Origin of the sequence: Streptomyces misionensis (genome assembly GCF_007896895.1) — a bacterium.
Taxonomy (GTDB): Bacteria; Actinomycetota; Actinomycetes; order Streptomycetales; family Streptomycetaceae; genus Streptomyces; species Streptomyces misionensis_A.
Window position 1 is genome coordinate 17,987 of sequence record NZ_VOGW01000001.1, and the last position, 24,282, is coordinate 42,268.

At 72.3% G+C, this 24,282-nt stretch carries 19 protein-coding genes, 1 tRNA gene and 1 pseudogene; 11 read left to right on the top strand and 10 right to left on the bottom strand.

Going from position 1 to position 24,282, the window contains the following annotated elements:
* Positions 1–60: 60 nt before the first annotated feature.
* Positions 61–148, bottom strand: a tRNA-Leu gene (locus FRZ03_RS00100).
* Between the two features lie 213 nt (positions 149–361).
* Here FRZ03_RS00100 and FRZ03_RS00105 point away from each other — a divergent pair.
* The 3 genes from FRZ03_RS00105 (at position 362) to FRZ03_RS40940 (ending at position 3,015) form a co-directional block, all read left to right on the top strand.
* The gene (locus FRZ03_RS00105) at positions 362–1,687 is read left to right on the top strand and encodes a M20/M25/M40 family metallo-hydrolase (RefSeq protein WP_146462931.1); all 1,326 of its coding nucleotides are present in this window, start codon (positions 362–364) and stop codon (positions 1,685–1,687) included.
* A gap of 142 nt (positions 1,688–1,829) precedes the next feature.
* Positions 1,830–2,063 carry a chaplin ChpH gene (chpH, locus tag FRZ03_RS00110; protein WP_074991889.1) on the top strand — a complete coding sequence of 78 codons (234 nt, stop codon included), beginning with the start codon at positions 1,830–1,832 and terminating at the stop codon, positions 2,061–2,063.
* Positions 2,064–2,202: 139 nt separating this feature from the next.
* Complete coding sequence (locus FRZ03_RS40940) at positions 2,203–3,015, top strand: chaplin (RefSeq protein WP_146462932.1); 813 nt, start codon at positions 2,203–2,205, stop codon at positions 3,013–3,015.
* A 121-nt stretch (positions 3,016–3,136) separates the two neighbouring features.
* Here the strand turns inward: FRZ03_RS40940 and FRZ03_RS00120 are convergent, their stop codons facing one another.
* Positions 3,137–3,325, bottom strand: a complete 189-nt coding sequence (locus FRZ03_RS00120) for a DUF5703 family protein (protein ID WP_014671721.1) — start codon at positions 3,323–3,325, stop codon at positions 3,137–3,139.
* A gap of 47 nt (positions 3,326–3,372) precedes the next feature.
* On the opposite strand from FRZ03_RS00120, the gene FRZ03_RS00125 reads away from it, so the two are divergent.
* A complete protein-coding gene (locus FRZ03_RS00125; RefSeq protein ID WP_146462933.1) occupies positions 3,373–4,143 on the top strand; it encodes a hypothetical protein in 771 nt (256 codons plus the stop codon).
* A gap of 60 nt (positions 4,144–4,203) precedes the next feature.
* On the opposite strand, the gene FRZ03_RS00130 is transcribed toward FRZ03_RS00125, so the two are convergent.
* On the bottom strand, positions 4,204–6,600 hold the full coding sequence (locus tag FRZ03_RS00130; protein WP_146462934.1) for a helix-hairpin-helix domain-containing protein: 2,397 nt from the start codon (positions 6,598–6,600) through the stop codon (positions 4,204–4,206).
* Entirely contained in the window at positions 6,597–7,580 is a 984-nt protein-coding gene (locus FRZ03_RS00135) for an aldo/keto reductase (protein WP_146462935.1), read from the bottom strand. The genes FRZ03_RS00130 and FRZ03_RS00135 overlap by 4 nt, the downstream gene beginning before the upstream one ends.
* A 139-nt stretch (positions 7,581–7,719) precedes the next feature.
* Here FRZ03_RS00135 and FRZ03_RS00140 point away from each other — a divergent pair, with 139 nt between their 5' ends.
* Both FRZ03_RS00140 and FRZ03_RS39925 read left to right on the top strand, forming a co-directional pair.
* Complete coding sequence (locus tag FRZ03_RS00140) at positions 7,720–8,775, top strand: LLM class F420-dependent oxidoreductase (RefSeq protein WP_146462936.1); 1,056 nt, start codon at positions 7,720–7,722, stop codon at positions 8,773–8,775.
* A 159-nt stretch (positions 8,776–8,934) separates the two neighbouring features.
* Positions 8,935–9,415: pseudogene (locus FRZ03_RS39925) on the top strand (ferritin-like domain-containing protein); the annotation flags it as partial.
* A 3-nt stretch (positions 9,416–9,418) separates the two neighbouring features.
* On the opposite strand, the gene FRZ03_RS00145 reads toward FRZ03_RS39925, so the two are convergent.
* A complete protein-coding gene (locus FRZ03_RS00145; protein WP_186785192.1) occupies positions 9,419–10,420 on the bottom strand; it encodes a magnesium and cobalt transport protein CorA in 1,002 nt (333 codons plus the stop codon).
* A gap of 62 nt (positions 10,421–10,482) precedes the next feature.
* Between FRZ03_RS00145 and FRZ03_RS00150 the strand changes: the two genes are divergently transcribed.
* The 4 genes from FRZ03_RS00150 to mshC all read left to right on the top strand — a co-directional run bounded on the left by FRZ03_RS00150 (position 10,483) and on the right by mshC (position 13,976).
* Positions 10,483–11,169: a histidine phosphatase family protein gene (locus FRZ03_RS00150; protein WP_146462938.1), complete on the top strand. Its 687-nt coding sequence runs from the start codon at positions 10,483–10,485 to the stop codon at positions 11,167–11,169.
* A gap of 91 nt (positions 11,170–11,260) precedes the next feature.
* Entirely contained in the window at positions 11,261–11,851 is a 591-nt protein-coding gene (locus FRZ03_RS00155) for a DUF3090 domain-containing protein (RefSeq protein ID WP_146462939.1), read from the top strand.
* The gene (locus tag FRZ03_RS00160) at positions 11,815–12,642 is read left to right on the top strand and encodes an SCO1664 family protein (RefSeq protein ID WP_146462940.1); all 828 of its coding nucleotides are present in this window, start codon (positions 11,815–11,817) and stop codon (positions 12,640–12,642) included. Before FRZ03_RS00155 ends, FRZ03_RS00160 begins: the two co-directional genes overlap by 37 nt.
* Positions 12,643–12,746: 104 nt before the next feature.
* Entirely contained in the window at positions 12,747–13,976 is a 1,230-nt protein-coding gene (mshC, locus tag FRZ03_RS00165; RefSeq protein WP_146462941.1) for a cysteine--1-D-myo-inosityl 2-amino-2-deoxy-alpha-D-glucopyranoside ligase, read from the top strand.
* A 71-nt stretch (positions 13,977–14,047) separates the two neighbouring features.
* Here the strand turns inward: mshC and FRZ03_RS00170 are convergent, their stop codons facing one another.
* From FRZ03_RS00170 to FRZ03_RS00190, 5 genes are all read right to left on the bottom strand, one after another.
* On the bottom strand, positions 14,048–14,977 hold the full coding sequence (locus tag FRZ03_RS00170; protein WP_146462942.1) for a PAC2 family protein: 930 nt from the start codon (positions 14,975–14,977) through the stop codon (positions 14,048–14,050).
* Positions 14,978–15,209: 232 nt separating this feature from the next.
* On the bottom strand, positions 15,210–16,826 hold the full coding sequence (locus tag FRZ03_RS00175; protein ID WP_146462943.1) for a glycerol-3-phosphate dehydrogenase/oxidase: 1,617 nt from the start codon (positions 16,824–16,826) through the stop codon (positions 15,210–15,212).
* Positions 16,827–16,873: 47 nt separating this feature from the next.
* Positions 16,874–18,412, bottom strand: coding sequence for a glycerol kinase GlpK (gene glpK, locus FRZ03_RS00180; protein WP_146462944.1), 1,539 nt, complete (start codon positions 18,410–18,412; stop codon positions 16,874–16,876).
* A gap of 70 nt (positions 18,413–18,482) precedes the next feature.
* Positions 18,483–19,274, bottom strand: a complete 792-nt coding sequence (locus FRZ03_RS00185) for an MIP/aquaporin family protein (protein ID WP_146462945.1) — start codon at positions 19,272–19,274, stop codon at positions 18,483–18,485.
* 346 nt (positions 19,275–19,620) lie between these two features.
* Positions 19,621–20,385: an IclR family transcriptional regulator gene (locus FRZ03_RS00190; RefSeq protein ID WP_146462946.1), complete on the bottom strand. Its 765-nt coding sequence runs from the start codon at positions 20,383–20,385 to the stop codon at positions 19,621–19,623.
* A gap of 310 nt (positions 20,386–20,695) precedes the next feature.
* Here FRZ03_RS00190 and metH point away from each other — a divergent pair, with 310 nt between their 5' ends.
* On the top strand, positions 20,696–24,211 hold the full coding sequence (metH, locus tag FRZ03_RS00195; RefSeq protein ID WP_146462947.1) for a methionine synthase: 3,516 nt from the start codon (positions 20,696–20,698) through the stop codon (positions 24,209–24,211).
* Positions 24,212–24,282 lie beyond the last annotated feature (71 nt).

Here is a 24,282-nt window from a genome sequence, read left to right on the forward strand (position 1 = left end):
AATTCTAGGAAGCCGCACTGGGGCACGCGAAAGGGCCCCTGCCGAAGCAGGGGCCCTCACTGGTGTCCGAGGGGGGACTTGAACCCCCACGCCCGATAAAGGGCACTAGCACCTCAAGCTAGCGCGTCTGCCATTCCGCCACCCGGACAAGGTGTCTGTCGTGCTCGGGCTTCCCTCGGTGGGGTCTCCCTCGCGGCGACGAAGGAAACATTACCAGGCTTTCGGAGGTGGCTGATCACCCCCCGCTCCCGGCCGGTCCCGCGTGAACGGCGTGTGACGGGCCGGGACCGGTCTTGGGTCCGGGGCGGGGGCGGAGAGAGGATGAGGGGGACCACCAGCAGGGAAGTCGGGAGGAAGCAGCGTGAGCGAGACGGACACGGCCCAGGGCGTCACCGGCGAGGACGAGGTCGTGGACCTCTGCCGCGAGCTGATCCGGTTCGACACCAGCAACTACGGCGACCACTCGGGCCCCGGTGAGCGCAAGGCCGCCGAGTGGGTCGCCGAGAAGCTCGCCGAGGTCGGCCTGGAGCCCAGGATCTACGAGTCGCACCCGGGCCGCGCCTCCACCGTGGCCCGCATCGCGGGGGAGGACCCGTCCCGGCCCGCCCTGCTGATCCACGGCCACCTGGACGTCGTACCGGCCAACGCCGACGACTGGACCCACCACCCCTTCTCCGGCGAGATCGCCGACGGGTGCGTGTGGGGGCGCGGGGCGGTCGACATGAAGGACATGGACGCCATGACCCTCGCGGTCGTGCGCGACCGGCTGCGCAGCGGGCGGCGGCCCCCGCGGGACGTCGTGGTCGCCTTCCTCGCCGATGAGGAGGCGGGCGGCACCTACGGCGCCCGGTACCTGGTCGACCACCACCCCGAGCTGTTCGAGGGCGTCACCGAGGCGATCAGCGAGGTCGGCGGCTTCTCCTTCACGGTGAACGAGCAGCGCCGGCTCTACCTGATCCAGACGGCCGAGAAGGGCATGCACTGGATGAAGCTCACCGTGGCCGGCACCGCCGGGCACGGCTCCATGATCCACCGGGACAACGCCATCACCGAGCTGTCCGAGGCCGTCGCCCGGGTCGGCCGGCACACGTTCCCGGTGCGGGTCACCAAGACCACCCGGGCCTTCCTCGACGAGCTGGGCGACGCGCTCGGCACCGAGCTGGACCCGGAGGACATGGAGGCCACCATCGCCAAGCTCGGCGGCATCGCCAAGCTGATCGGCGCGACCCTGAGCAACACCGCCAACCCCACCCAGCTGAACGCCGGCTACAAGGTCAACGTCATCCCCGGCGAGGCCACCGCGCACATCGACGGCCGCTTCCTGCCCGGCTACGAGGAGGAGTTCCTCGCCGACCTCGACCGGCTGCTCGGCCCCCACGTCCGCCGCGAGGACGTGCACGCCGACAAGGCCGTCGAGACGACCTTCGACGGCGCGCTGGTGGAGGCGATGCAGGCGGCCCTGCTGGCCGAGGACCCCGCCGCCAAGGCGATCCCGTACATGCTCTCCGGCGGCACCGACGCCAAGTCCTTCGACGACCTCGGCATCCGCGGCTTCGGCTTCGCGCCGCTGAAGCTGCCGCCGGAGCTGGACTTCGCGGGCATGTTCCACGGCGTGGACGAGCGGGTGCCGGTGGACGGACTCCGGTTCGGCGTGCGGGTCCTCGACCGCTTCCTCGACGCCTCCTGAGGCGCCCGGACATTCGGGTGCGCGTTCGAGATCGACTGAGAAGGGTGAATGCGACCATAAGCTCGTAGCTCCAATACTCCCTCCTCGTTACAGGTGATGCGATCCCCGCACCTTGGGATCGCCTTGCCAACGAGGAGGAACAATGATCAAGAAGGTCGTCGCCGCTGCGGCTGCCACCGGTGGACTGGTTCTCGCGGGCGCGGGTCTGGCCGTGGCCGACTCCGGTGCCCAGGGCGCCGCGGTGCACTCCCCGGGTGTCGTTTCGGGCAACGTCGTCCAGGTGCCCGTGCACGTCCCGGTGAACGTCTGCGGCAACACGATCAACGTGATCGGGCTCCTGAACCCCGCCTTCGGCAACACCTGCGTCAACAGCTGACGCCGGCTCCCCGAGGGGCCATCCACCCCGAGGGGACGCCATGTGCGAGCCGTCGGCCTCGGAACGCGCGATGCGCTCCGAGGCCGACCGGCCTTTTCCAGACAGTGAAGGCAAAGCGAAGGCAGGGGGGTACGCACCAATGCGACAAAGCACCCGTAAGGGTCTGATGACCATGGCGGCGGCGGCCGGGGTGATCGCCGCCGCGACCGGCGCGGCACACGCGGACGCGGGCGCGTCCGGCGCCGCGGCCGGCTCACCCGGCGTTCTGTCCGGCAACACCGTGCAGGTGCCGGTGCACGCGCCGGTGAACGTCTGCGGCAACACCGTCAACGTCGTCGGGCTCCTCAACCCGGCGATGGGCAACGCCTGCGCCAACTCCGGCGGCGGTCAGGGAGGTCAGGGTCACGGCGGCTCCGGAGGCTCGGGGGGCGCGCACGCGGGCGGACACACCACGGGCTCGCCGGGCGTGGGATCGGGCAACACCGTCCAGGTGCCGATCGACGTCCCGGTGAACGTCTGCGGCAACAGCGTCGATGTCGTCGGGGTGGGCAATCCCGCCCTGGGCAACGACTGCGCCAACGGCGGCGGAAGCCACACCACCCCGCCGAGCCACCCGGGCCACCCCGGTCACCCGGGCCACCCCGGTCACCCGGGCCACCCCGGTCATCCGAGTCACCCCGGTCATCCGAGTCACCCCGGTCACCCGAGTCACCCCGGCCAGCCGGGCCACCCGGGGACGCCGCACCAGCCGGGCACCCCGCAGCACCCGGGAACTCCGGCCACCCCGCCCGCCCACCAGGCGCACACCCCCCAGGGGTCCGCCGCGTCCCTGACCACGGGTGAGCTCGCGCACACCGGCAGCGAGCTGCCGCTGGGTGTCGCGCTGTCGGCCGGCGCGGGGGCGCTGCTCGCGGGTGCGGTGATGTACCGCAGGGCGCGGGCCAGGGTCTAGGACCGGACGCCGGGGAAGCGGTCGATCACGCCCTGACGGACGGTGGGGACGGAGCGGGCCGGGCCGTGTACCGGCGGGCCCGCTCCGTCCCCATGTCCCCGACGTGCTCGGCGTTTTCGTCTCACCATGTGGCCCGCACCTGACGGATGATCCGCCGCCGCAACCGCACCCTGCGGCTGCCGTCGCGCAGCAGGCTCAGTCGGTCCAACTCCCAGTGTCCGTACTCGGCATGGTCCGTCAGCAGACGCGTGGCCTCCTTGCGGGAGACCCCGCGAGGCACGTACACGTCGACAAATTCGTATTCCGGCATCGCATCTATTGTGCGGGCTGGTGCCCGGTACGGATAGCGTCTGCACTATGTCTGATGCTGCGCAGCCCACCGCTGCCGAGGTACGCGCCGCCGCCGAGGCGGTCAAGACCGCGCTCGACCGTCACCTGGCGGAGGTCGAACGCAGGTCCGGAGACGACGACCCCGCCGTCTTCGAGGCGTTCAACCAGCTGGCCGCGGCCGCCGAGGCGTACGACGAGCTGCTGTACGACCGCTACGACGAGGTCACCCCCTTCGAGATCCCGGGTGCCGACGAGACGCTGCCGCCGTACGCCGGCCCCGAGGAACCCCATGCGATCAGCGTGCTGATCCGCCGCGACTACACCGTGGCGGAGCCCCAGCGGCTGCTGGCCCAGGCCGAGCGCGTCGAGGCCGCGGACCACGAGGACGTCACCGGCGTGGACGAGGACGCGGCCGGCACCGTCCCCGGGGCGCTGGGGCTGCTCTTCGGCGAGTTCGAACCGGACGAGATCGCCTCCCGGCACAAGGAGTTCGGCCTGGAGGAGGGCGACTCCACGCTCTGGGTCACCGCCGCCGAGGAGGCCCCGGAGGCCGGGGAGTGGCTGGAGGCCCCGTTCGAGCACATCGACCCGCAGGCGGTGGTGTGCCGGTTCGACGTCAGCGCGGTGTTCGACGACGAGGAGGACGACGACCCCGCCGACGCGGACGAGGACGACATCGAGTTCGTCGACGACGACCTGGACGAGCACGACGAGCCTGACGAGCACGACGAGGACGACGAGGACGAGGGCGGCGAGCGGTCCCGGCCCGGGGGCCGGGTCCGGGGCGCCGGGAGGTGAGCGGGGCGGTGGTGCCGTAGCGGCCCGGCCGGTACGGCACCACCGGACCCCGTCCGTCGGTCAGGCGGCCGGGGCCTGGGGGCGCAGCAGGGTGCCCAGCCGGGTCGTACGGGGCTTGGCCGGGACCTCCGCGACCGCCCGCGGCAGGGCCTGCTCCACGCCGTGCACCACGGACAGGTGCCGCTCGCCCCGCCCGAACGCCGTGTACACCCATGGTCTGCTCAGCGCCCGCACGGCGTCGCCGGGCAGCACCACGACGGCCGCGGGCCAGCGTCCGCCCACCGCCTGGTGCGCGGTCAGCGCCCAGCCGTGCCGCACCTCGCCCTCCACCCGCTCCCGCGGTACCACCACGGGGGCGCCCGCGCACGACAGGTGCAGCCCCTCCGCGTCGGCCTTCACCACGGTGCCCGGCACGGTCCGACCCGGGGCGGGGGAGTGGGCGATCCGGTCGCCGGGGTCGAAGCCGCCGAACCGGCCGGGGCCGGGGTTGAGGCGTTCCTTCAGAGCCGAGTTGAGGGCCCGGGTGCCGGCCGCGCCGCCGTGGCCCGGGGTGATCACCACGACCTGGTCCGACGGGACGCCGAACGCGCGCGGCACCGAGTCCGCGACCAGCTGCACCGTGCGGTGCACGGCCTCGCCCGCGTCCCGTACCGGCACGATCACGACCTCCTTGCCGGGCGCCTCCACCTGGCTCAGCTCGCCGACGCCGATGCCGGAGACCAGCTCCCCGACCGGGCCCGGGTCGGGGAGCCGGGAGACGAGCCGGGGGCAGACGCGGGCCGCGAGCAGATCGGCGAAGACCCGCCCGGGGCCGGCCGACCACAGCAGCGCCGGATCCCCGCTGAGCACCAGCCGGGCGCCGTCGGGCAACGACTCCACCAGCATCGCGGCGCTCTCCACGTCCAGTTGGGGCGCGTCCAGCACGAGCAGCAGATCCAGTTCCAGGGCGCCGTCCGCGTCCCGTCCGGGTCCCTCGTCCCCGGCCAGCAGCCCCGCGACGGTGCCGACGCCCGCCCCTGCCCGGGGAGCCAGCGCCGCGAGCCGGTCCCGCCCGTCGGGCGTGTGGCAGACCGCGAAGGCCCGCAGGCCCGCGTCCCGGGCGGCGCCGAGCAGTGCCGCCGGTTCGGCGCGGGCCGCCTCCCCGCCCGTGTGCAGCACCAGGCCGTGCCCGGCGACCGCGCGGGCCAGTTCCGCCGCGCCGCCCGACACCGCCGCGACGGCCGCCGCCCAGGGCCGCGCCGCTTCCCGGGACGGCGCGTCGATCAGCCGGGCCAGGCCGTCGGCGAGGCTCTCCTCGGCCAGCGCGTACCGCTCCAGGGCGACGAGGACCCGGACCGGGCGCTCCGCCTCCTCGGCCTCCCCGTCCTCCTCCTGCGGGGCCGCCGGGGCGCCCGGCTCGTCCAGGGGGTCGTGGAAGACCAGGGCGTCGCCTTCGGCGAGGGTGCTCTGCACCGCCGCGTCCGGGTCCGGCACGCCCTGCCGGCCCAGTGCCGCGGTGAGCGCGGGCAGCTCCAGGGCGGTGTGCCCGGCGAGGGCCGCCTGCTCCAGCAGCCAGACCGTCACCGCCCGGCCCCGCCGCTCGTCGTCCGGGCCGCAGCCGGGGCCGAGCAGCGCCCGCGCGAAGCCGTCCGCCTGCTCGGGCCGCACCCCGGGAACGCGCAGCAGCTGCCAGGGGTCCTCCCGCAGCACGGCCGCGGCGCCCTCGCCGAGCGCGGTGGCCGTCTGCCGGGCGAGCGCCTCGGGGGCGCCGCCCTCGGCCAGCGCCCGGCGGACGGCGTCCACCGTCTCGGGCGCGGGTCCGGTGGGGACGGGCCGCGCGGGACGGGAGGGGCGCTCCGGCTCCGCGCCGGGAGCCGGGCGGTTCGGGCCGGCTGCCGCGGCCACGGAGCCCGCCCCGGTCTCCCGCTGATGCCCGGACGCGGACCCGGGCTCGGGCTCGGACCCGGGCTCGGGTGCCGGTTCCGGTGCGGGCGCGGGCGCGGCGAACACCGGGCCCGACGGCTTCTTGCCGCCCTCCACGGCCCGGACGGCGGCCAGCAGGTCCGCCGCTTTCCCGCTCAGCTTGGCGCCGCTCTCGATGGGCCCCCTCTTCTCCGCCTTGCGCCGCTCGATCCGCTCCCGCTCGACCCGCTGCGCGGCCAGCTCGGCCTCCGCCTCGGACATCTCGGAGGAACCGGCACCCTCCGACGAACCGGCACCCTCCGCTGAGCCCGCACCCTCCGACGAACCGGCACCCTCCGCTGATTCCGCACCCTCCGACGAACCGGCGCCCTCCTCGGACGCCGTCCCTTCCCCGGTGCCGTCCGCCCGCCCGTCGGGCCCGGCCCCGCCGGCGGCCTCCGCCTCGGCGGTCGCGGCGCCGGGCGCGCCCTCCGCCGCGCCGTCCGGCGCCGGCGCCCCCGTTGTGTCCGGCGTCCCCGGCCCGGCTTCCTCCGTGGTCTCCGGCTCCGTGCTCACAGCGTGCTCCAGTCGTGATCGGGATAGCGGTGCAGGGGCGCCGACACATCGTCCAGCGCCCGGCAGATCTCGTCAGGAAGACTAAGCGCCTCCACTGACAACGCTGCCGTGAGCTGCTGAGCGGTGCGGGCGCCGACGATCGGCGCGGTGACTCCCGGCCGGTCCCGGACCCAGGCGAGCGCCACCTGGAGCGGGGTGACCGCGAGGCCGTCGGCGGCCGTGGTCACCGCGTCCACGATGCGGGTCGCCGTGTCGTCCAGATACGGCTCCACGAACGGGGCCAGGTGCTCGGACGCGCCACGGGAGTCCGCCGGCACGCCGTGCCGGTACTTTCCGGTCAGCACGCCCCGGCCGAGCGGGGAGGAGGGCAGCAGGCCCACGCCCAGGTCCAGCGCGGCGGGCAGCACCTCGCGCTCCACGCCCCGCTGGAGCAGCGAGTACTCCATCTGTGTGCTGGCCAGCCGGGTGCGGGTGCCCGGCGCCGCGAGCTGCCAGGTGGCCGCCTTGGCGAGTTGCCAGCCGCAGAAATTGGACACCCCCGCGTACCGCGCCCGGCCGCTGGACACCGCTATGTCGAGGGCCTGGAGCGTCTCCTCCAGCGGGGTTCCCGCGTCGTAGGCGTGGATGTGCCAGAGGTCGACGTGGTCCGTGCCCAGGCGGACCAGGGAGGCGTCCAGCGCGGCCAGCAGGTGCCCGCGGGAGCCGTCGAAGCGGCGCTCGGGGTCGGGGACGCTGCCGGCCTTGGTGGACAGGACCAGGTCACGGCGCGGGACCAGCCGTTCCATCAGCCGCCCGAGCAGGTACTCCGCCTCGCCGTCGCCGTAGACGTCGGCGGTGTCGACGAGGGTGCCGCCGGCCTCCCAGAACGCCTTCAGCATGTCCGCGGCGTCGTGCTCCTCGGTGTCCCGGCCCCAGGTCAGGGTGCCGAGTCCGATCCGGGACACGCGCAGGCCGGTACGGCCGAGATGCCTCTGCTCCATGTCCGCGAGATTACTGGCCAGAACCGATGCGGTGGGTTGCCTGTGGACAACTCGTACGGCCCCGCTCGGGGCACCGCCCGCGCCCCCGCGCTAAGGTCGGCGCCACAGTGACGTTACTCACGGGTAAGGGGATTCGGCCATGCAGCTCGGCATCAACCTCGGCTACTGGGGCGCGGGAATGGACGGGGACAATCTGGCCGTGGCCCAGGAGGCCGACCGGCTGGGCTACGCCGTGTGCTGGGCCGCCGAGGCCTACGGCTCCGACGCGGCCACCGTGCTCAGCTGGGTCGCCGCCCAGACCGAGCGCATCGACGTGGGCTCCGCCATCTTCCAGATCCCGGCCCGCCAGCCCGCGATGACCGCGATGACGGCGGCCACCCTCGACACGCTCTCCGGTGGCCGGTTCCGGCTCGGCCTCGGCGTCTCCGGGCCCCAGGTCTCCGAGGGCTGGTACGGCGTGAAGTTCGACAAGCCGCTGGCCCGCACCCGCGAGTACGTGGAGATCGTCCGCAAGGCGATGACCCGGGAGCGGCTCTCGTACGAGGGCGAGCACTGGACGCTGCCGCTGCCCGGCGGCCCGGGCAAGCCGCTCAAGCTGACCGTGCACCCCCAGCGCGAGCACATCCCGCTCTACATCGCCGCGATCGGCCCGAAGAACCTGGAGCAGACCGGCGAGATCGCCGACGGCGCCCTGCTGATCTTCCCCGCCGCCGAGCACCTGGAGGAGACCACCCTCACGCATCTGCGGGCCGGCCGGGAGAAGGCGGGCAAGACCCTCGACGGGTTCGACGTGTGCCCGACCCTGCCGCTCGCCGTCGGCGCCGACAAGGACCTGGCCGCCCTCGCCGACACCTTCCGTCCCTACACCGCGCTGTACGTCGGCGGCATGGGCAGCGCCAAGCAGAACTTCTACAACCGGCTCGCGCGCCGCATGGGGTACGAGAGGGAGGCCGCCGAGATCCAGGAGAAGTACCTCTCCGGGGACAAGCAGGGCGCGGCCGCCGCGATCCCGCAGGACCTCATCGACAAGACGACGCTGCTGGGCTCCGTCGAGCGCATCGCCGACCGGATGAAGGCCTACGCCGACGCCGGGGTCACCACCCTCAGCCTCGCCCCCGCCGGCTTCACGCTGGAGGAGAGGCTCGCCTCCCTGCGCGCCGGGGCCGAGGCCCTGGAGCACGCCGGGCTCGCCTGACGCGAAGCCCCACGCGCGAGTTCTCGCGGCCGTGGTGGGGGCTCGGGGGTCTTCCCCGCCACGGCCGTCACCGGGAACAACGCACCGGGCGGCGAGCGGTTACGACCCCCCGCGTCCTTCTTTCGGCCGAGCCGGACGGCGCCCCTGTTGCGATACCGCTCCATCCGGGACATCGTCGTCCACCTCGCCCACAGCCGGGTCACCGAACAGCGGGCCGCCGAGCAGTGGCCCTGCTCCTCGAGCACTTCGCCGGCCACCCCGAGATCGGCAGGGCGGTGCGGATGATCTCCGACGACGAGGCCGGCCACCTCGCCCGCACCCACGAGGGACTGCTCCGCCTCGCCGCCGTCGGGCACGGCCCCTTCGTCCGGCGCAGCCTGCGCACCCGCGCCTTCGCCGAGATCCGCGTCCACCGCGACGTCGGCCTCGCCGTCATGGACCGCAGGAGCCGTATATCCGGCCGGCCCCGCGCCCGATATCCGGCCGGCCCCGCGCCCGCCGCGCGCTGCTCACGGCCGGCATCCACGCCGTGTACGCCTACGAACGCCTGGCCGGCCGGCGCCGCATGGTCACCCTCGGCATGCCCGGACGCCTCGACGCCCTCGGCGGCCCCACCGCCCCCGCGCACGAGTACGCCTGACCCTCACAACCACTCGCGCCGCTTGAACAGCCGGTACAGCAGCACCTCCAGCAGCGCCATCGCCAGGATCACCGCCGGGTAGGACCACAGCCAGTGCAACTCGGGCATGTGGTCGAAGTTCATGCCGTAGATCCCGGCGATCATCGTCGGCACCGCCGCCATCGCCGCCCACGCGGAGATCTTCCGCATGTCGTCGTTCTGCCGCACGCTCATCTGCGCCAGGTGGGCCGACAGCACATCGGACACCAGCCGGTCCAGCCCCTCCACCGACTCGTTCACCCGCGCCAGGTGGTCGCCCACGTCACGGAAGAAGGGCCGTGCCTTGTCGTGCACGAACGGCACCCCGCCGCCGCTGCCCAGCGGGCCGCCGCCGGCCAGCCGGCTCAGCGGCAGTGCCAGCGGCCCGGTGGCCCGCCGGAACTCCAGGACCTGCCGCTTGAAGCGGTAGATCCGCGAGGCGGTGTTGCGGGTGCCCCCGTCCTCCGGCCGGAACACCTCCGCCTCCACCTCCTCCAGATCCGTCTGCAACTCCGTCGCCACCTCCAGGTAGCGGTCCACGATGGCGTCGGCGATCGCGTACAGCACCGAGGTGGGTCCCTTGTCCAGCATGTCCGGCTCCTTCTCCAGCCGGTGCCGCACCGCCGCCAGCGGCGAACCCTCGCCGTGCCGCACGGTCACCGCGAAGGAGTCGCCCACGAAGACCATCACCTCGCCCGCCGACACCGTGTCGCTCTCCGGCTCGTACACCACCGGCTTCAGCACCACGAACAGCGAGTCCTCGTACACCTCCAGCTTGGGCCGCTGATGCGCCTTGAGGGCGTCCTCCACCGCCAGCGGGTGCAACCCGAACTCCCGGGTGACGAGGTCGAACTCCCGCTCGGACGGCTCGTACAGCCCGATCCACACGAACCCGCCCGCGGCCCGCGCCTCGGCGAGCGCGTCGGACAGGTCCTCCGGACCCTCGGTCCGCTGTCCGTGCCGGTAGATGGCACAGTCGACGATCACGGAGCGCATTCTCCCTTCGTGTGGTCACCGGCGCATCACCTGATGCGCCTACCCTGGTCCGCATGCCCACGCTGATCCTCGTAAGGCACGGACGTTCCACCGCCAACACCTCCGGCGTGCTCGCCGGCTGGACCCCGGGGGTGTCCCTGGACGAGCGGGGCGCCGCCCAGGCCGCCGCGCTGCCCGGGCGCCTCGCCGCGCTGCCGGTCGCCGAGGTCGTCACCAGCCCGCTCCAGCGCTGCCGGGAGACCGTGGCGCCGCTGCTCGCGGCCCGCCCCGGGCTGCGCGTCCACACCGACGAGCGGCTCGGGGAGTGCCACTACGGCGACTGGTCCGGCCGCAAGCTCGCCGAACTCAAGGACGAGCCGCTGATGGAGGTCGTCCAGGCGCACCCGTCCGCCGCCGCCTTCCCCGGCGGCGAGTCCATGCGGGCCATGCAGACCCGCGCCGCCGAGGCCGTACGCGAGTGGAACGACCGGGTGGCGCGCGACCACGGACCGGACGCGGTCTACCTCGTGTGCTCGCACGGTGACATCATCAAGGCCCTGGTCGCCGACGCCCTCGGCCTCCATCTCGACCTCTTCCAGCGGATCTCCGTGGAGCCGTGTTCCATCACCGCGATCCGCTACACCCGCCTGCGCCCCTTCCTGGTCCGCCTCGGCGACACCGGGGACCTCTCCTCCCTGGCCCCGCGCGAGGAGCACGCCGACGGCGACGCACCGGTCGGTGGCGATGCGGGCGCACCGTGATCGTCGGCCGCAGTAGGGTGAAGCGATCCGCGCCGTCGCTCGTCCGCAGTGGCCCGCACCCCCGAAACTCTCGACTCAATGGAGACAGGACGTGTCCCGTCAGGTGTTCCTCTACGACCCGCCGGACCGCTTCGTGGCCGGCACGGTCGGACTGCCCGGGCGCCGTACGTTCTTCCTCCAGGCCACCGCAGGCCCCCGGGTGACCAGCGTGGTCCTGGAGAAGACCCAGGTCGCCGCGCTCGCCGAGCGCATGGACGAGCTCCTGGACGAGGTCGTGCGCCGCAGCGGCGGCAGCGCCTCGGTCCCGGCCATGGCGCCCACCGAGGTCGCCGACACCGCGCCGCTGGAGACCCCCGTCGAGGAGGAGTTCCGCGTCGGCACCATGGCCCTGGCCTGGGACGCCGAGGAACAGCGCATGGTCGTGGAGGCGCAGGCCCTGGTGGAGCTGGACGCCGACACCGACGAGGACCTCGCGGAGGCCGAGGAGCGGCTGCTCCAGGACGAGGAGAACGGGCCCCCGATGCTGCGGGTCCGGCTGACCGGCGCGCAGGCCCGGGCCTTCGCCAAGCGCGCCCTCGACGTCGTCAACGCCGGGCGGCCGCCGTGCCCGCTGTGCAGCCTCCCGCTCGATCCGGAAGGACACGTATGCCCGCGCCAGAACGGATACCGCCGCGGGGCGTGACGGCCGCCGACCCCGGCGCCGCCGACCTGCTCGCCCGCGGCGAGCTGACCGTACGCGGCCGCATCCAGGGCGCCTCCAACGCCGCACTGTTCTGCACCGTCGCGTACGACGGCCGGGAAGCCTCCTGCGTCTACAAGCCGGTGGCCGGGGAGCGCCCCCTGTGGGACTTCCCCGACGGCACCCTCGCGGCCCGCGAGGTGGCCGCCTACGAGGTCTCCGAGGCCACCGGCTGGGGGCTCGTCCCGCCGACCGTGCTGCGCGAGGGGCCCTATGGCGAGGGCATGTGCCAGCTGTGGATCGACGTGCACGCCGAGGCGGAACTGCTCGCCCTGGTCGACGGCGAGGAGCCGGAGCCCGGCTGGAAGGCGATCGGGTTCGCGGAGGTCGGCGAGGGCCGCACCGCGCTGCTGGTGCACGCCGACGACGAGCGGCTGCGCCGGCTCGCCGTCCTCGACGCCGTGATCAACAACGCCGACCGCAAGGGCGGCCATCTGCTGCCCACCGCCGACGGGCGGCTCTACGGCATCGACCACGGCGTCACCTTCAACGTCGAGGACAAGCTGCGCACCCTGCTGTGGGGCTGGGCCGGCGAGCCCCTCACCGCGGACGCCACCGAGGTGCTCAAGCGGCTGCGCGACGCCCTCGACGGCGACCTCGGCGAACGGCTGACCCCGCTGATCACGGCCGCGGAACTCGACGCCACCCGCGCCCGCGTCGCCGCCCTGCTCACCTCCGGGGTGCATCCGGAGCCCGGCGGGGAGTGGCCGGCGATCCCCTGGCCGCCCGTCTGAGCGCACCGTGAGCACACGGGGGCCGAAGATACAAGAGCGCACAACCGGCCATCCGGCGCGATCCCGGTCGTAACCGCGACCGGCGGCCGGTTAGGCTCATGTACATGCATGCCTGGCCCGCTTCCGAGGTCCCCGCCCTGCCTGGTCAGGGCCGCGACCTGAGGATCCACGACACCGCGACCGGCGGCCTGGTCACCCTCCAGCCCGGTCCCGTCGCCCGTATCTACGTCTGCGGCATCACCCCGTACGACGCGACCCACATGGGTCACGCGGCGACCTACAACGCGTTCGACCTCGTTCAGCGCGTGTGGCTCGACACCAAGCGGCAGGTTCACTACGTCCAGAACGTCACCGACGTCGACGACCCGCTGCTGGAGCGCGCGCAGCGCGACGGGCTCGACTGGACCGCCCTCGCCGAGAAGGAGACGGCCCTCTTCCGCGAGGACATGACCGCCCTGCGGATGCTGCCGCCGCAGCAGTACATAGGCGCCGTCGAGGCGATACCCGGCATCGTCCCGCTGGTGGAGCGGCTGCGTGACCTCGGCGCGGCCTACGAGCTGGACGGCGACGTCTACTTCTCCGTCGAGTCCGACCCGCACTTCGGTTCGGTCTCGCACCTCGACGCGGCCGCCATGCGGCTGCTGTCCGCCGAGCGCGGCGGCGACCCGGACCGCCCGGGCAAGAAGAACCCGCTGGACCCGATGCTGTGGATGGCCGCCCGCGAGGGCGAGCCCAGCTGGGACGGCGCCTCCCTCGGCCCCGGCCGGCCCGGCTGGCACATCGAGTGCGTGGCCATCGCCCTCGACCACCTCGGGATGGGCTTCGACGTCCAGGGCGGCGGCTCCGACCTCGCCTTCCCGCACCACGAGATGGGCGCCTCGCACGCCCAGGTGCTCACCGGCGAGTTCCCGATGGCCAAGGCGTACGTGCACGCCGGCATGGTCGCCCTGGACGGCGAGAAGATGTCGAAGTCCAAGGGCAACCTGGTCTTCGTCTCCCGGCTGCGCCGCGACGGCGTCGACCCGGCCGCCATCCGCCTCGCCCTGCTCGCCCACCACTACCGGGCCGACTGGGAGTGGACCGACCAGGTCCTCCAGGACGCCGTGGACCGCCTCGGCCGCTGGCGCGCCGCCGTCTCCCGCCCCGACGGTCCCTCGGCCGACGCGCTGGTCGAGGAGATCCGCGAGGCCCTGTCGAACGACCTGGACGCCCCCGCGGCCCTCGCCGCGGTAGACCGCTGGGCGGCCCGGCAGGAAGCGGAGGGCGGCACGGACACGGGCGCCCCGGGCCTGGTCACGCGGGCGGCCGACGCCCTGCTGGGCGTGGCCCTGTAGCACCGGCGCGGCCCCCGGGGGCGCGCGGAACAGAGGAGGGGCGGTACGCGTCGCGCGTACCGCCCCTCCTCTCAGTCCTCCGGGTCTTCCTGGTCGTCCTCGTCGGCCGGAGCGCCCGAGGCGTCCGGCGGCGACGGCCGGGGCTTGCCCCCCGGCGGGCTCACGTCCCGCCGCCGCAGATACCGCTCGAACTCGCGGGCGATCGCCTCGCCCGACGCCTCCGGCAGCTCCGCGGTGTCCCGCGCCTCCTCCAGCGTCTGGACGTACTCCGCGACCTCGCTGTCCTCCGCGGCCAGCTGGTCCACGCCCACCTGCCAGGCCCGCGCGTCCTCGGGCAGCTCGCCCTGCGGGATGCGCAGGTCCAGCAGGTCCTCCAGCCGGTTCAGCAGCGCCAGAGTGGCCTTGGGGTTGGGCGGCTGGGAGACGTAGTGCGGCACCGCCGCCCACAGCGACACCGCCGGGACCCCGGCATGCGTGCACGCCTCCTGGAGGACGCCGACGATGCCCGTGGGCCCCTCGTACTTGGTCTCCTCCAGGTCCATCCGGCGGGCCAGGTCCGTGTCGGACGTGACCCCGCTGACCGGCACCGGACGCGTGTGCGGGGTGTCACCGAGCAGGGCGCCCAGGATGACCACCAGCTCGACCCCCAGCTCATGCGCGAAGCCCAGCAGTTCGTTGCAGAACGAGCGCCACCGCATGGACGGCTCGATGCCCCGCACCAGGACCAGGTCGCGCGGCTTGTCACCGCCGACGCGGACCACCGACAACCGGGTCGTCGGCCAAGTGATCTTGCGCACTCCGCCGTCCATGAACACCGTGGGCCGGTTCACCTGGAAGTCGTAGTAGTCCTCGGCGTCCAGCGCCGCGAACACCTCGCCCTTCCATTCGCGTTCCAGATGCGCGACCGCCGTGGAGGCGGCGTCACCGGCATCGTTCCAGCCCTCGAACGCGGCCACCATGACTGGGTCGATCAGCTCGGGAACCCCCTCCAGCTCGATCACCCAGTGCCTCCTTCCGACGTGCCCTCGCTTGACTCACCAACCTTACGGCGTCCCGCGGGGGCGTCCGCAGCCCCGTGTACGGGGCAGTGAACGGATCACTGCCCCGCCTCCCGCGCTCGAACACCCTTCGAGCCCCCGACAAGGCCCGCGCCGTGCGGGCGCGCCGCAAGGGGCGGCCCGTGCGTACGGCGCCGCCCCCTCTCCTTCTCCCGGTCTCCCGCTGGGTACGGGACTACTTCCCGTCGAGCATGCCCTGCACCTTGGCGCGGACCTCGTCCGTGGCCAGGCCGCGGATGGTCAGTGTGGTGCGGCGGCGCAGCACGTCGTCCGGGGTCTCGGCCCACTCGTGGTCTCGGGCCCAGACGACCTGCGCCCAGATCTCCGGTGCGTCCGGGTGGACCCGCTCGGCCAGCTCCGGGTTCTCGTTCGCCAGCCGGGCGATGTCGAAGGCCAGGGAGCCGTAGTGGGTGGCCAGGTGCTTGGCGGTGTCGGCGGCCATCCGCGGGCCGGGCGCCGGGTGGTCCACCAGCAGCCGGTGCGCGACGGCGCGCGGGTTGGCGACGCCGGGCAGCGGGAGCTTCTTCGGCAGCGAGGAGATCGGCTCGAAGTCGTCGCCCAGCGGGTGGCCCGGCAGCGCCTCCAGCTTCTTCATGATCGTACGGCCGATGTGGCGGAACGTGGTCCACTTGCCGCCCGCGACGGACAGCATGCCGCCCTTGCCCTCGGTCACCACGGTCTCGCGCTTGGCCTTGGCGGTGTCGCCGGGGCCGCCCGGCAGCACCCGCAGACCGGCGAACGCGTAGGTGATGAGGTCACGCTGGAGCTGCTGGTCCCGGACGGAGAACGCGGCCTCGTCCAGGATCTGGGCTATGTCCTTCTCGTCGACCGCGACGTCCGCCGGGTCGCCCTCGTACTCCTCGTCGGTGGTGCCGAGCAGCAGCATGTCCTCCCAGGGGAGGGCGAAGGTGATCCGGTACTTGTCGATCGGGGTGGCCAGCGCGGCCTTCCACGGCGAGGTCCGCTTCAGGACCAGGTGCGCGCCCTTGGACAGGCGGATGGACGGCGCCGCGTTCGGGTCCTCCAGCTTGCGCAGGTGGTCGACCCAGGGGCCGGTCGCGTTGAGCACCAGCCGGGCGTCGACGCCGAACTCGTCGCCGGACAGCCGGTCCTTCAGCTCGGCACCGGTGACCCGGCCCCGGGTGAAGCGCAGGCCGGTGACCTCGGCGTGGTTGAGGACGACCGCGCCCGCCTCGACGGCCGCGCGGACCGTCATCAGCGCCATGCGCGCGTCGTTCATCTGGTCGTCGCCGTACACGGCCACGGCCTTGAGGTTCTCGGTGCGCAGCTCCGGCACGTCCTGCGCCGCCTTGGCGGGGGAGAGCAGGTGGCCGACGCCGTCGCCGAACGCCGACAGCGCGGAGTAGGCGAAGACGCCCGCGCCGAGCTTCGCCGCGCCGTGCGGGCCGCCCTTGTACACGGGGAGGTAGAAGGTGAGCGGGTTCGCCAGGTGGGGGGCCACCTGGCGGGAGACCGCACGGCGCTCGAAGTGGTTCTCCGCCACCAGCTTCACCGCGCCGGTCTGCAGGTAGCGCAGACCGCCGTGGAGCAGCTTGGAGGAGGCGGAAGAGGTGGCGCCGGCGAAGTCGCCGGCGTCGACCAGCGCCACCCTGAGCCCGGACTGCGCGGCGTGCCAGGCGGTCGAGATGCCCAGGATGCCGCCGCCGATCACAAGAAGGTCGTACGACGCCTTGGCGAGCTGCTCCCTGGTCTCGGCGCGGCTCGGGTTGGAGCCGGAGGCCGGGCGCGTCCCCAGGGCAGGTACGGACTGCAAGGTGGACTGACTGGTCATGTGGGGTACTTACTCCTCGTCAGAGCGGTGTGAGCCGAAATGCCCGCTCAGCTCTCGTCCTCGATCCAGCCCATGGTCCGGTCGACGGCCTTGAGCCAGTTCTTGTACTCACGGTCGCGGGTCTCCGCGTCCATCCGGGGGGTCCATTCGGCGGCCCGGCGCCAGTTGGCGCGCAGTTCGTCGGTGCTGGACCAGAAGCCGACGGCGAGGCCGGCGGCGTAGGCGGCGCCGAGGCAGGTGGTCTCGGCGACCATCGGGCGCACCACCGGCGCGTCGAGGACGTCGGAGAGCGTCTGCATCAGCAGGTTGTTGGCGGTCATGCCGCCGTCGACCTTGAGGGTGGACAGCTCGACGCCCGAGTCCTTGGTCATGGCGTCGGCGATCTCCCGGGTCTGCCAGGCGGTGGCCTCCAGGACGGCGCGCGCGAGGTGCGCCTTGGTGACGTACCGGGTCAGGCCGGCGATCACACCGCGGGCGTCGGAGCGCCAGTGCGGGGCGAACAGGCCGGAGAAGGCCGGCACGAAGTAGGCGCCGCCGTTGTCCTCGACCGAGAGCGCGAGCGTCTCGATCTCGGCGGCGGTGGAGATCAGGCCCATCTGGTCGCGCATCCACTGCACCAGCGAGCCGGTGACGGCGATCGAGCCCTCCAGCGCGAAGACCGTCGGCTGCTCGCCGATCTTGTAGCCGACGGTGGTCAGCAGACCGGCGTAGGAATTGATGATCTTGTCGCCGGTGTTCATCACCATGAAGGTGCCGGTGCCGTAGGTCGACTTGGTCTCGCCCTCGGAGAAACAGGTCTGGCCGAACAGGGCCGCCTGCTGGTCGCCGAGCGCGGACGCGACCGGGATGCCGCCCAGCAGGTCGCCGAGCTTGCCGCCCTTGATCTCGCCGTAGACCTCGGCGGAGGAGCGGATCTCGGGCAGGATCTGCGGCGGCACGCCGATGGACTCGCAGATCCGCTCGTCCCACGCCATGGTGTGGAGGTTCATCAGCAGGGTGCGCGAGGCGTTGGTGACGTCGGTGACGTGCTTGCCGCCGTCGACACCACCGGTCAGGTTCCAGATGACCCAGGTGTCCATGGTGCCGAAGAGGATGTCCCCGGCCTCGGCGCGCTCCTTGAGGCCCTCGACGTTGTCGAGCAGCCAGCGGGCCTTGGGACCGGCGAAGTAGGAGGCCAGCGGCAGGCCGGTCTCGCGGCGGAAGCGGTCCTGGCCGACGTTGCGGCCCAGCTCCCGGCAGAGGGCGTCGGTGCGGGTGTCCTGCCAGACGATGGCGTTGTGGACGGGCTCACCGGTGTTCTTGTCCCACAGCACGGTGGTCTCGCGCTGGTTGGTGATGCCGATGGCCTTGATGTCGTCGCGGGTGATGCCGGCCTTGGCGATGGCTCCGGCGACGACCTCCTGGACGTTGGTCCAGATCTCGTTGGCGTTGTGCTCGACCCAGCCCGGCTTGGGGAAGATCTGCTCGTGCTCCTTCTGGTCGACGGAGACGATGCGGCCGTCCCGGTCGAAGACGATGCAGCGCGAGGAGGTGGTGCCCTGGTCGATCGCCGCGATGAAGGGGCCTGCGGTGTGGGCGTCGGTCACTGTGTGCTCCTGAAAGGTCCGTGGTGAGGGGGCTGAACGTACGGCGCGTGCGCGGTAACCGGGAGGTTCCTCAGAAGGCGGCGTTGTAGATGCCGGCCGCTATGGCGGCGCCGATCAGCGGACCGACCACCGGGATCCAGGCGTAGCTCCAGTCGGAGCCGCCCTTGTTGGGCAGCGGGAGCAGGGCGTGCACGATGCGCGGGCCGAGGTCACGGGCCGGGTTGATCGCGTAGCCGGTCGGGCCGCCGAGGGAGAGACCGACGGCCACCACGACGAACGCGGTGATCAGGCCGCCGAGCGGGCCGAGGCCGTTGCCCTGGTTGTTCAGGCCCTGCGTGAGGACCGCGAGGATCAGCACGATGGTGCCGATGATCTCCGTCGCGAGGTTCTGTGCGATGTTCCGGATCTCCGGGCCGGTGGAGAAGATGCCGAGCACCGGGCCGGCGCCCTGCTCCTGGGCCTCGACGGCCTTGGCCGAGGTGGCCTGGGCGCCCGGACCGCCGACGATCTCCTTGTCGGTCAGGTGCGCGTGGAACTGGCCGTAGTAGGCGAGCCACACCAGGACCGCGCCGATCATGGCGCCCAGCAGCTGACCGCCGAGGTAGTACGGAACGTCGCTCCAGTCGCTGTTCTTGATGGCCAGGGCGACGGTGACGGCCGGGTTGAGGTGGGCGCCGGAGAGCGGCGTGGAGATGTACACGGCCGTCATGACGGCGAAGCCCCACCCGAAGGCGATGGCGATCCAACCGGCGTTACGGGCCTTGGAGGCCTTCAGCGTGACGGCGGCGCAGACGCCGCCGCCGAGCAGGATGAGTACGGCGGTACCGATGGTCTCGCCGATGAAGATGTCGGAGCTGGACACCCGCGACTCCTTTGTCCTTCGTCCAGGGGTAAGCCGAACCCCGGAGTCCCACCGGGAGTTCTGGCGCCCTCGGGGGTGAGAGCGATGCCGGCCCTTGGCTTGTCACACTCTAACGCGTATTGCCGGTAGGTGTTCGACAATGCCGACCGATGGACGGGAGTCTTGCTTCGGCGTTACGCATGCGTCAAGAGTTCTGTTATCCAAAACCGGATCGTTATTGATCGCCGCCGGTTATCACTCTTCGCTCGCTGATGTAGTTTTAGCCCCGCTTTGTCCGTTTCAGGGTAGGCCGAGAACCGGAACGCCGCCCGGCGTCCCGGTCCTACCCACAATGAAGCGCGAACTCTCAGAACCGTCCGGCGCCCAGGTCCCTGGAGACCGCGCGGGCGCAGTCGCGCACCGCGGCGATCAGCTCCGGACGCAGCTCGCCCTCCCGGCACAGCCGCTCCACCGCGCCCGTGATGCCGACCGCGCCCACCGGCATCCGGCGCCGGTCGTGCACGGGCGCGGCGATCGACGCCACGCCCTCCCAGGTCTCCTCCACGTCGGCCGCGTAACCCCGCGCCCGCGTGAGGTCGAGGATGTGCTCGAACTCGGCGGCGTCGCACACCGTGCGGTCCGTGAACGCCTTGCGTTCGGTCTCCAGGGCCTCGCTGTGCGCCACCGGGTCGTACGCGGCCAGCACCTTGCCCAGCGCGGTGCAGTGCAGCGGCTGCATGGCGCCGATCTCCAGCACCTGCCGGCTGTCGTCGGGCCGGAAGACGTGGTGCACGATCAGCACGCCCTGCTGGTGCAGCACCCCCAGGTGCACGCTCTCCCCGCTGGAGCGGGCCAGGTCGTCCGTCCACACCAGGGCGCGCGCCCGCAGCTCGTGCACGTCCAGATAGGTGGTGCCCAGGCGCAGCAGCTCGGCGCCGAGCTGATAGCGGCCCGAGGCGTCGTCCTGCTCCACGAACCCCTCCTGCTGGAGGGTGCGCAGGATGCCGTGCGCGGTGCCCTTGGCGAGGCCGAGCGAGGAGGCGATGTCCGACAGGCCGAGCCGTCGCTCGCCGCCCGCGAGCAGCCGCAGCATCGCGGCCGCGCGTTCGAGCGACTGGATGTTCCGTGCCATCGCCGTCCTGCCTCCGTCCCCTTCGACTGCCGATACATGCCGGTGGGCGAGCGCCGTTTACCACCGCACTCGCTACCACCGTTCGGCAATGTCGAACACTACCGGTCCATGTCGACCTCCCGCTAATGGTCGGTCGACTCCTGTTACATCCCGTGTGGTCCCCGCGTGGCGCCGGGGCCATTCGCGTCCGTCACGTGGACGCCTGTGCCCATCCAAGCCCACACCCGGTTAGTCTGGCGCCGTGCGGACCCCCCGCCTGCCCTGGGGTCCCGCATAGCCGACAGCCGTCGCACCTTGAGGGAGCCCTTACATGGCCTCGTTGCCAACGTCCCCTACCGCCGACAGCCGGACCCGTGCGTCCGCGCTCCGAGAGGCGCTCGCCACCCGCGTGGTGGTCGCCGACGGAGCCATGGGCACCATGCTCCAGGCCCAGGAACCCACCCTGGACGACTTCCAGCAGCTCGAAGGCTGCAACGAGATCCTCAACCTGACCCGCCCGGACATCGTCCGCTCGGTCCACGAGGCCTACTTCGCGGTGGGCGTCGACTGCGTCGAGACCAACACCTTCGGCGCCAACCACTCCGCCCTCGGCGAGTACGACATCTCCGAACGGGTCCACGAGCTGTCCGAGGCCGGTGCCCGCGTCGCCCGCGAGGTCGCCGACGAGTTCACCGCCGGGGACGGCCGCCCCCGCTGGGTGCTGGGCTCCATGGGCCCCGGCACCAAGCTGCCCACCCTCGGTCACGCCCCGTACACCACCCTGCGCGACGCCTATCAGCGCAACGCCGAGGGCCTGGTCACCGGCGGCGCGGACGCGCTGCTCGTGGAGACCACCCAGGACCTGCTCCAGACCAAGGCCGCCGTGCTCGGCGCCCGCCGCGCCCTGGACGCCCTCGGCCTGGACCTCCCGGTGATCGTGTCGGTGACCGTCGAGACCACCGGCACCATGCTGCTGGGCTCCGAGATCGGCGCCGCCCTCACCGCCCTGGAGCCGCTGGGCATCGACCTGATCGGCCTGAACTGCGCCACCGGCCCGGCCGAGATGAGCGAGCACCTGCGCTACCTCGCCCGCAACGCCCGCGTCCCGCTGTCCTGCATGCCCAACGCGGGCCTGCCCGTCCTCGGCAAGGACGGCGCCCACTACCCGCTGACCGCCCCCGAGCTGGCGGACGCGCAGGAGACGTTCGTGCGGGAGTACGGGTTGTCGCTGGTGGGCGGGTGCTGCGGGACGACTCCGGAGCATCTGCGGCAGGTGGTGGAGCGGGTGCGGGATCTGACGCCACCGGTGCGCAGTCCGCAGCCGGAGCCTGGTGCGGCGTCTTTGTATCAGTCGGTGCCGTTCCGGCAGGACACGGCGTATCTGGCGATCGGTGAGCGGACGAACGCGAACGGGTCGAAGAAGTTCCGCGAGGCGATGCTGGCGGGCCGCTGGGACGACTGTGTGGAGATCGCCCGCGAGCAGATCCGCGAGGGCGCGCACATGCTCGATCTGTGTGTGGACTACGTCGGCCGTGACGGTGTGGCGGACATGGAGGAGCTGGCCGGGCGGCTGGCGACGGCGTCGACGCTGCCGATCGTGCTGGACTCCACCGAGGTGGAGGTGATCCGGGCCGGTCTGGAGAAGCTGGGCGGGCGTGCGGTGATCAACTCGGTGAACTACGAGGACGGGGACGGCCCGGATTCGCGGTTCGCGCGGGTGACGGCGCTGGCGCGGGAGCACGGTGCGGCGCTGATCGCGCTGACCATCGACGAGGAGGGCCAGGCCCGCACCCCGCGGAAGAAGGTGGAGATCGCCGAGCGGCTGATCGCGGATCTGACGGGGAACTGGGGCATCCGTGAGGAGGACATCCTCATCGATGCCCTGACGTTCACGATCTGCACGGGTCAGGAGGAGTCCCGCAAGGACGGTGTGGCGACGATCGAGGCGATCCGGGAGCTGAAGCGGCGTCACCCGGCGGTGCAGACCACGCTCGGGTTGTCGAACATCTCCTTCGGTCTGAACCCGGCCGCGCGGATCCTGCTCAACAGCGTGTTCCTGGACGAGTGTGTGAAGGCGGGTCTGGACTCGGCGATCGTGCACGCCTCGAAGATCCTGCCCATCGCGCGTTTCAGCGAGGAGGAGGTCACCACCGCGCTGGACCTGATCTACGACCGCCGCGTCGAGGGCTATGACCCGCTGCAGAAGCTGATGCGGCTGTTCGAGGGGGCGACGGCGAGGTCGCTGAAGGCGGGCAAGGCCGAGGAACTGGCCGCGCTGCCCCTTGAGGAGCGGCTGAAGCGGCGGATCATCGACGGGGAACGCAACGGCCTGGAGGCGGACCTGGACGCGGCGCTGCTGGAGCGGCCGGCGCTGGACATCGTCAACGAGACGCTGCTGGACGGCATGAAGGTGGTCGGTGAGCTGTTCGGGTCCGGGCAGATGCAGCTGCCGTTCGTGCTGCAGTCCGCCGAGGTGATGAAGGCCGCGGTCGCCCATCTGGAACCGCACATGGAGAAGTCGGACGCCGAGGGCAAGGGCACCATCGTGCTGGCCACCGTGCGCGGGGACGTGCACGACATCGGCAAGAACCTGGTCGACATCATCCTGTCGAACAACGGCTACCACGTGGTCAACCTCGGTATCAAGCAGCCCGTCTCCGCGATCCTGGAAGCCGCCGAGGAACACCGCGCCGACGTGATCGGCATGTCCGGACTCCTCGTCAAATCCACCGTGATCATGAAGGAGAACCTGGAGGAGCTGAACCAGCGCGCCCTGGCGTCGAAGTACCCGGTGATCCTCGGCGGGGCCGCCCTCACCCGCGCCTACGTCGAACAGGACCTCCACGAGCTCTACGAGGGCGAGGTCCGCTACGCCCGCGACGCCTTCGAGGGCCTGCGCCTGATGGACGCCCTCATCGGCGTCAAACGCGGCGTGCCCGGCGCGAAGCTGCCCGAGCTGCGCCCGCGCAGGGTCCGGGCCACGGCCGCCGCGGAGGTGACCGAGCGGCCCGAGGAAGGACACGTCCGCTCCGACGTCGCCACCGACAACCCCGTGCCCACCCCACCGTTCTGGGGCACCCGCGTCAGCAAGGGCATCCAGCTCAAGGAGTACGCCTCCTGGCTCGACGAAGGCGCCCTCTTCAAGGGCCAATGGGGCCTGAAGCAGGCCCGCACCGGCGAAGGACCCTCCTACGAGGAACTGGTCGAGACCGAGGGCCGGCCCCGGCTGCGCGGCCTGCTGGACCGGCTCCAGACGGAGAACCTGCTGGAAGCGGCCGTCGTCCACGGCTACTTCCCCTGCGTGTCCAAGGACGACGACCTGATCGTCCTCGACGAACAGGGCCACGAGCGCACCCGGTTCACCTTCCCGCGCCAGCGCCGCGGTCGCAGGCTGTGCCTGGCCGACTTCTTCCGCCCGGAGGAGTCGGGGGAGACCGACGTGGTCGGCTTCCAGGTCGTCACCGTCGGCTCCCGCATCGGTGAGGAGACCGCCAAGCTCTTCGAGGCGAACGCCTACCGCGACTACCTCGAACTGCATGGCTTGTCAGTCCAGTTGGCCGAAGCCCTCGCCGAGTACTGGCACGCCCGCGTCCGCGCCGAACTCGGCTTCGGCGGCGAGGACCCGGCCGGCATCGAGGACATGTTCGCCCTGAAGTACCGCGGCGCCCGCTTCTCCCTCGGCTACGGCGCCTGCCCCGACCTGGAGGACCGCGCCAAGATCGCCACCCTGCTGGAGCCCGAGCGGATCGGGGTCCACCTCTCGGAGGAGTTCCAGCTCCACCCCGAGCAGTCCACGGACGCGATCGTGATCCACCACCCCGAGGCGAAGTACTTCAACGCCCGCTGACGCATCCCCCGAGGCCGTGACGGACCCTTCCCCGGCCCGCTCCCGGGGGTGACAGCGGGGTACCCCCGGGC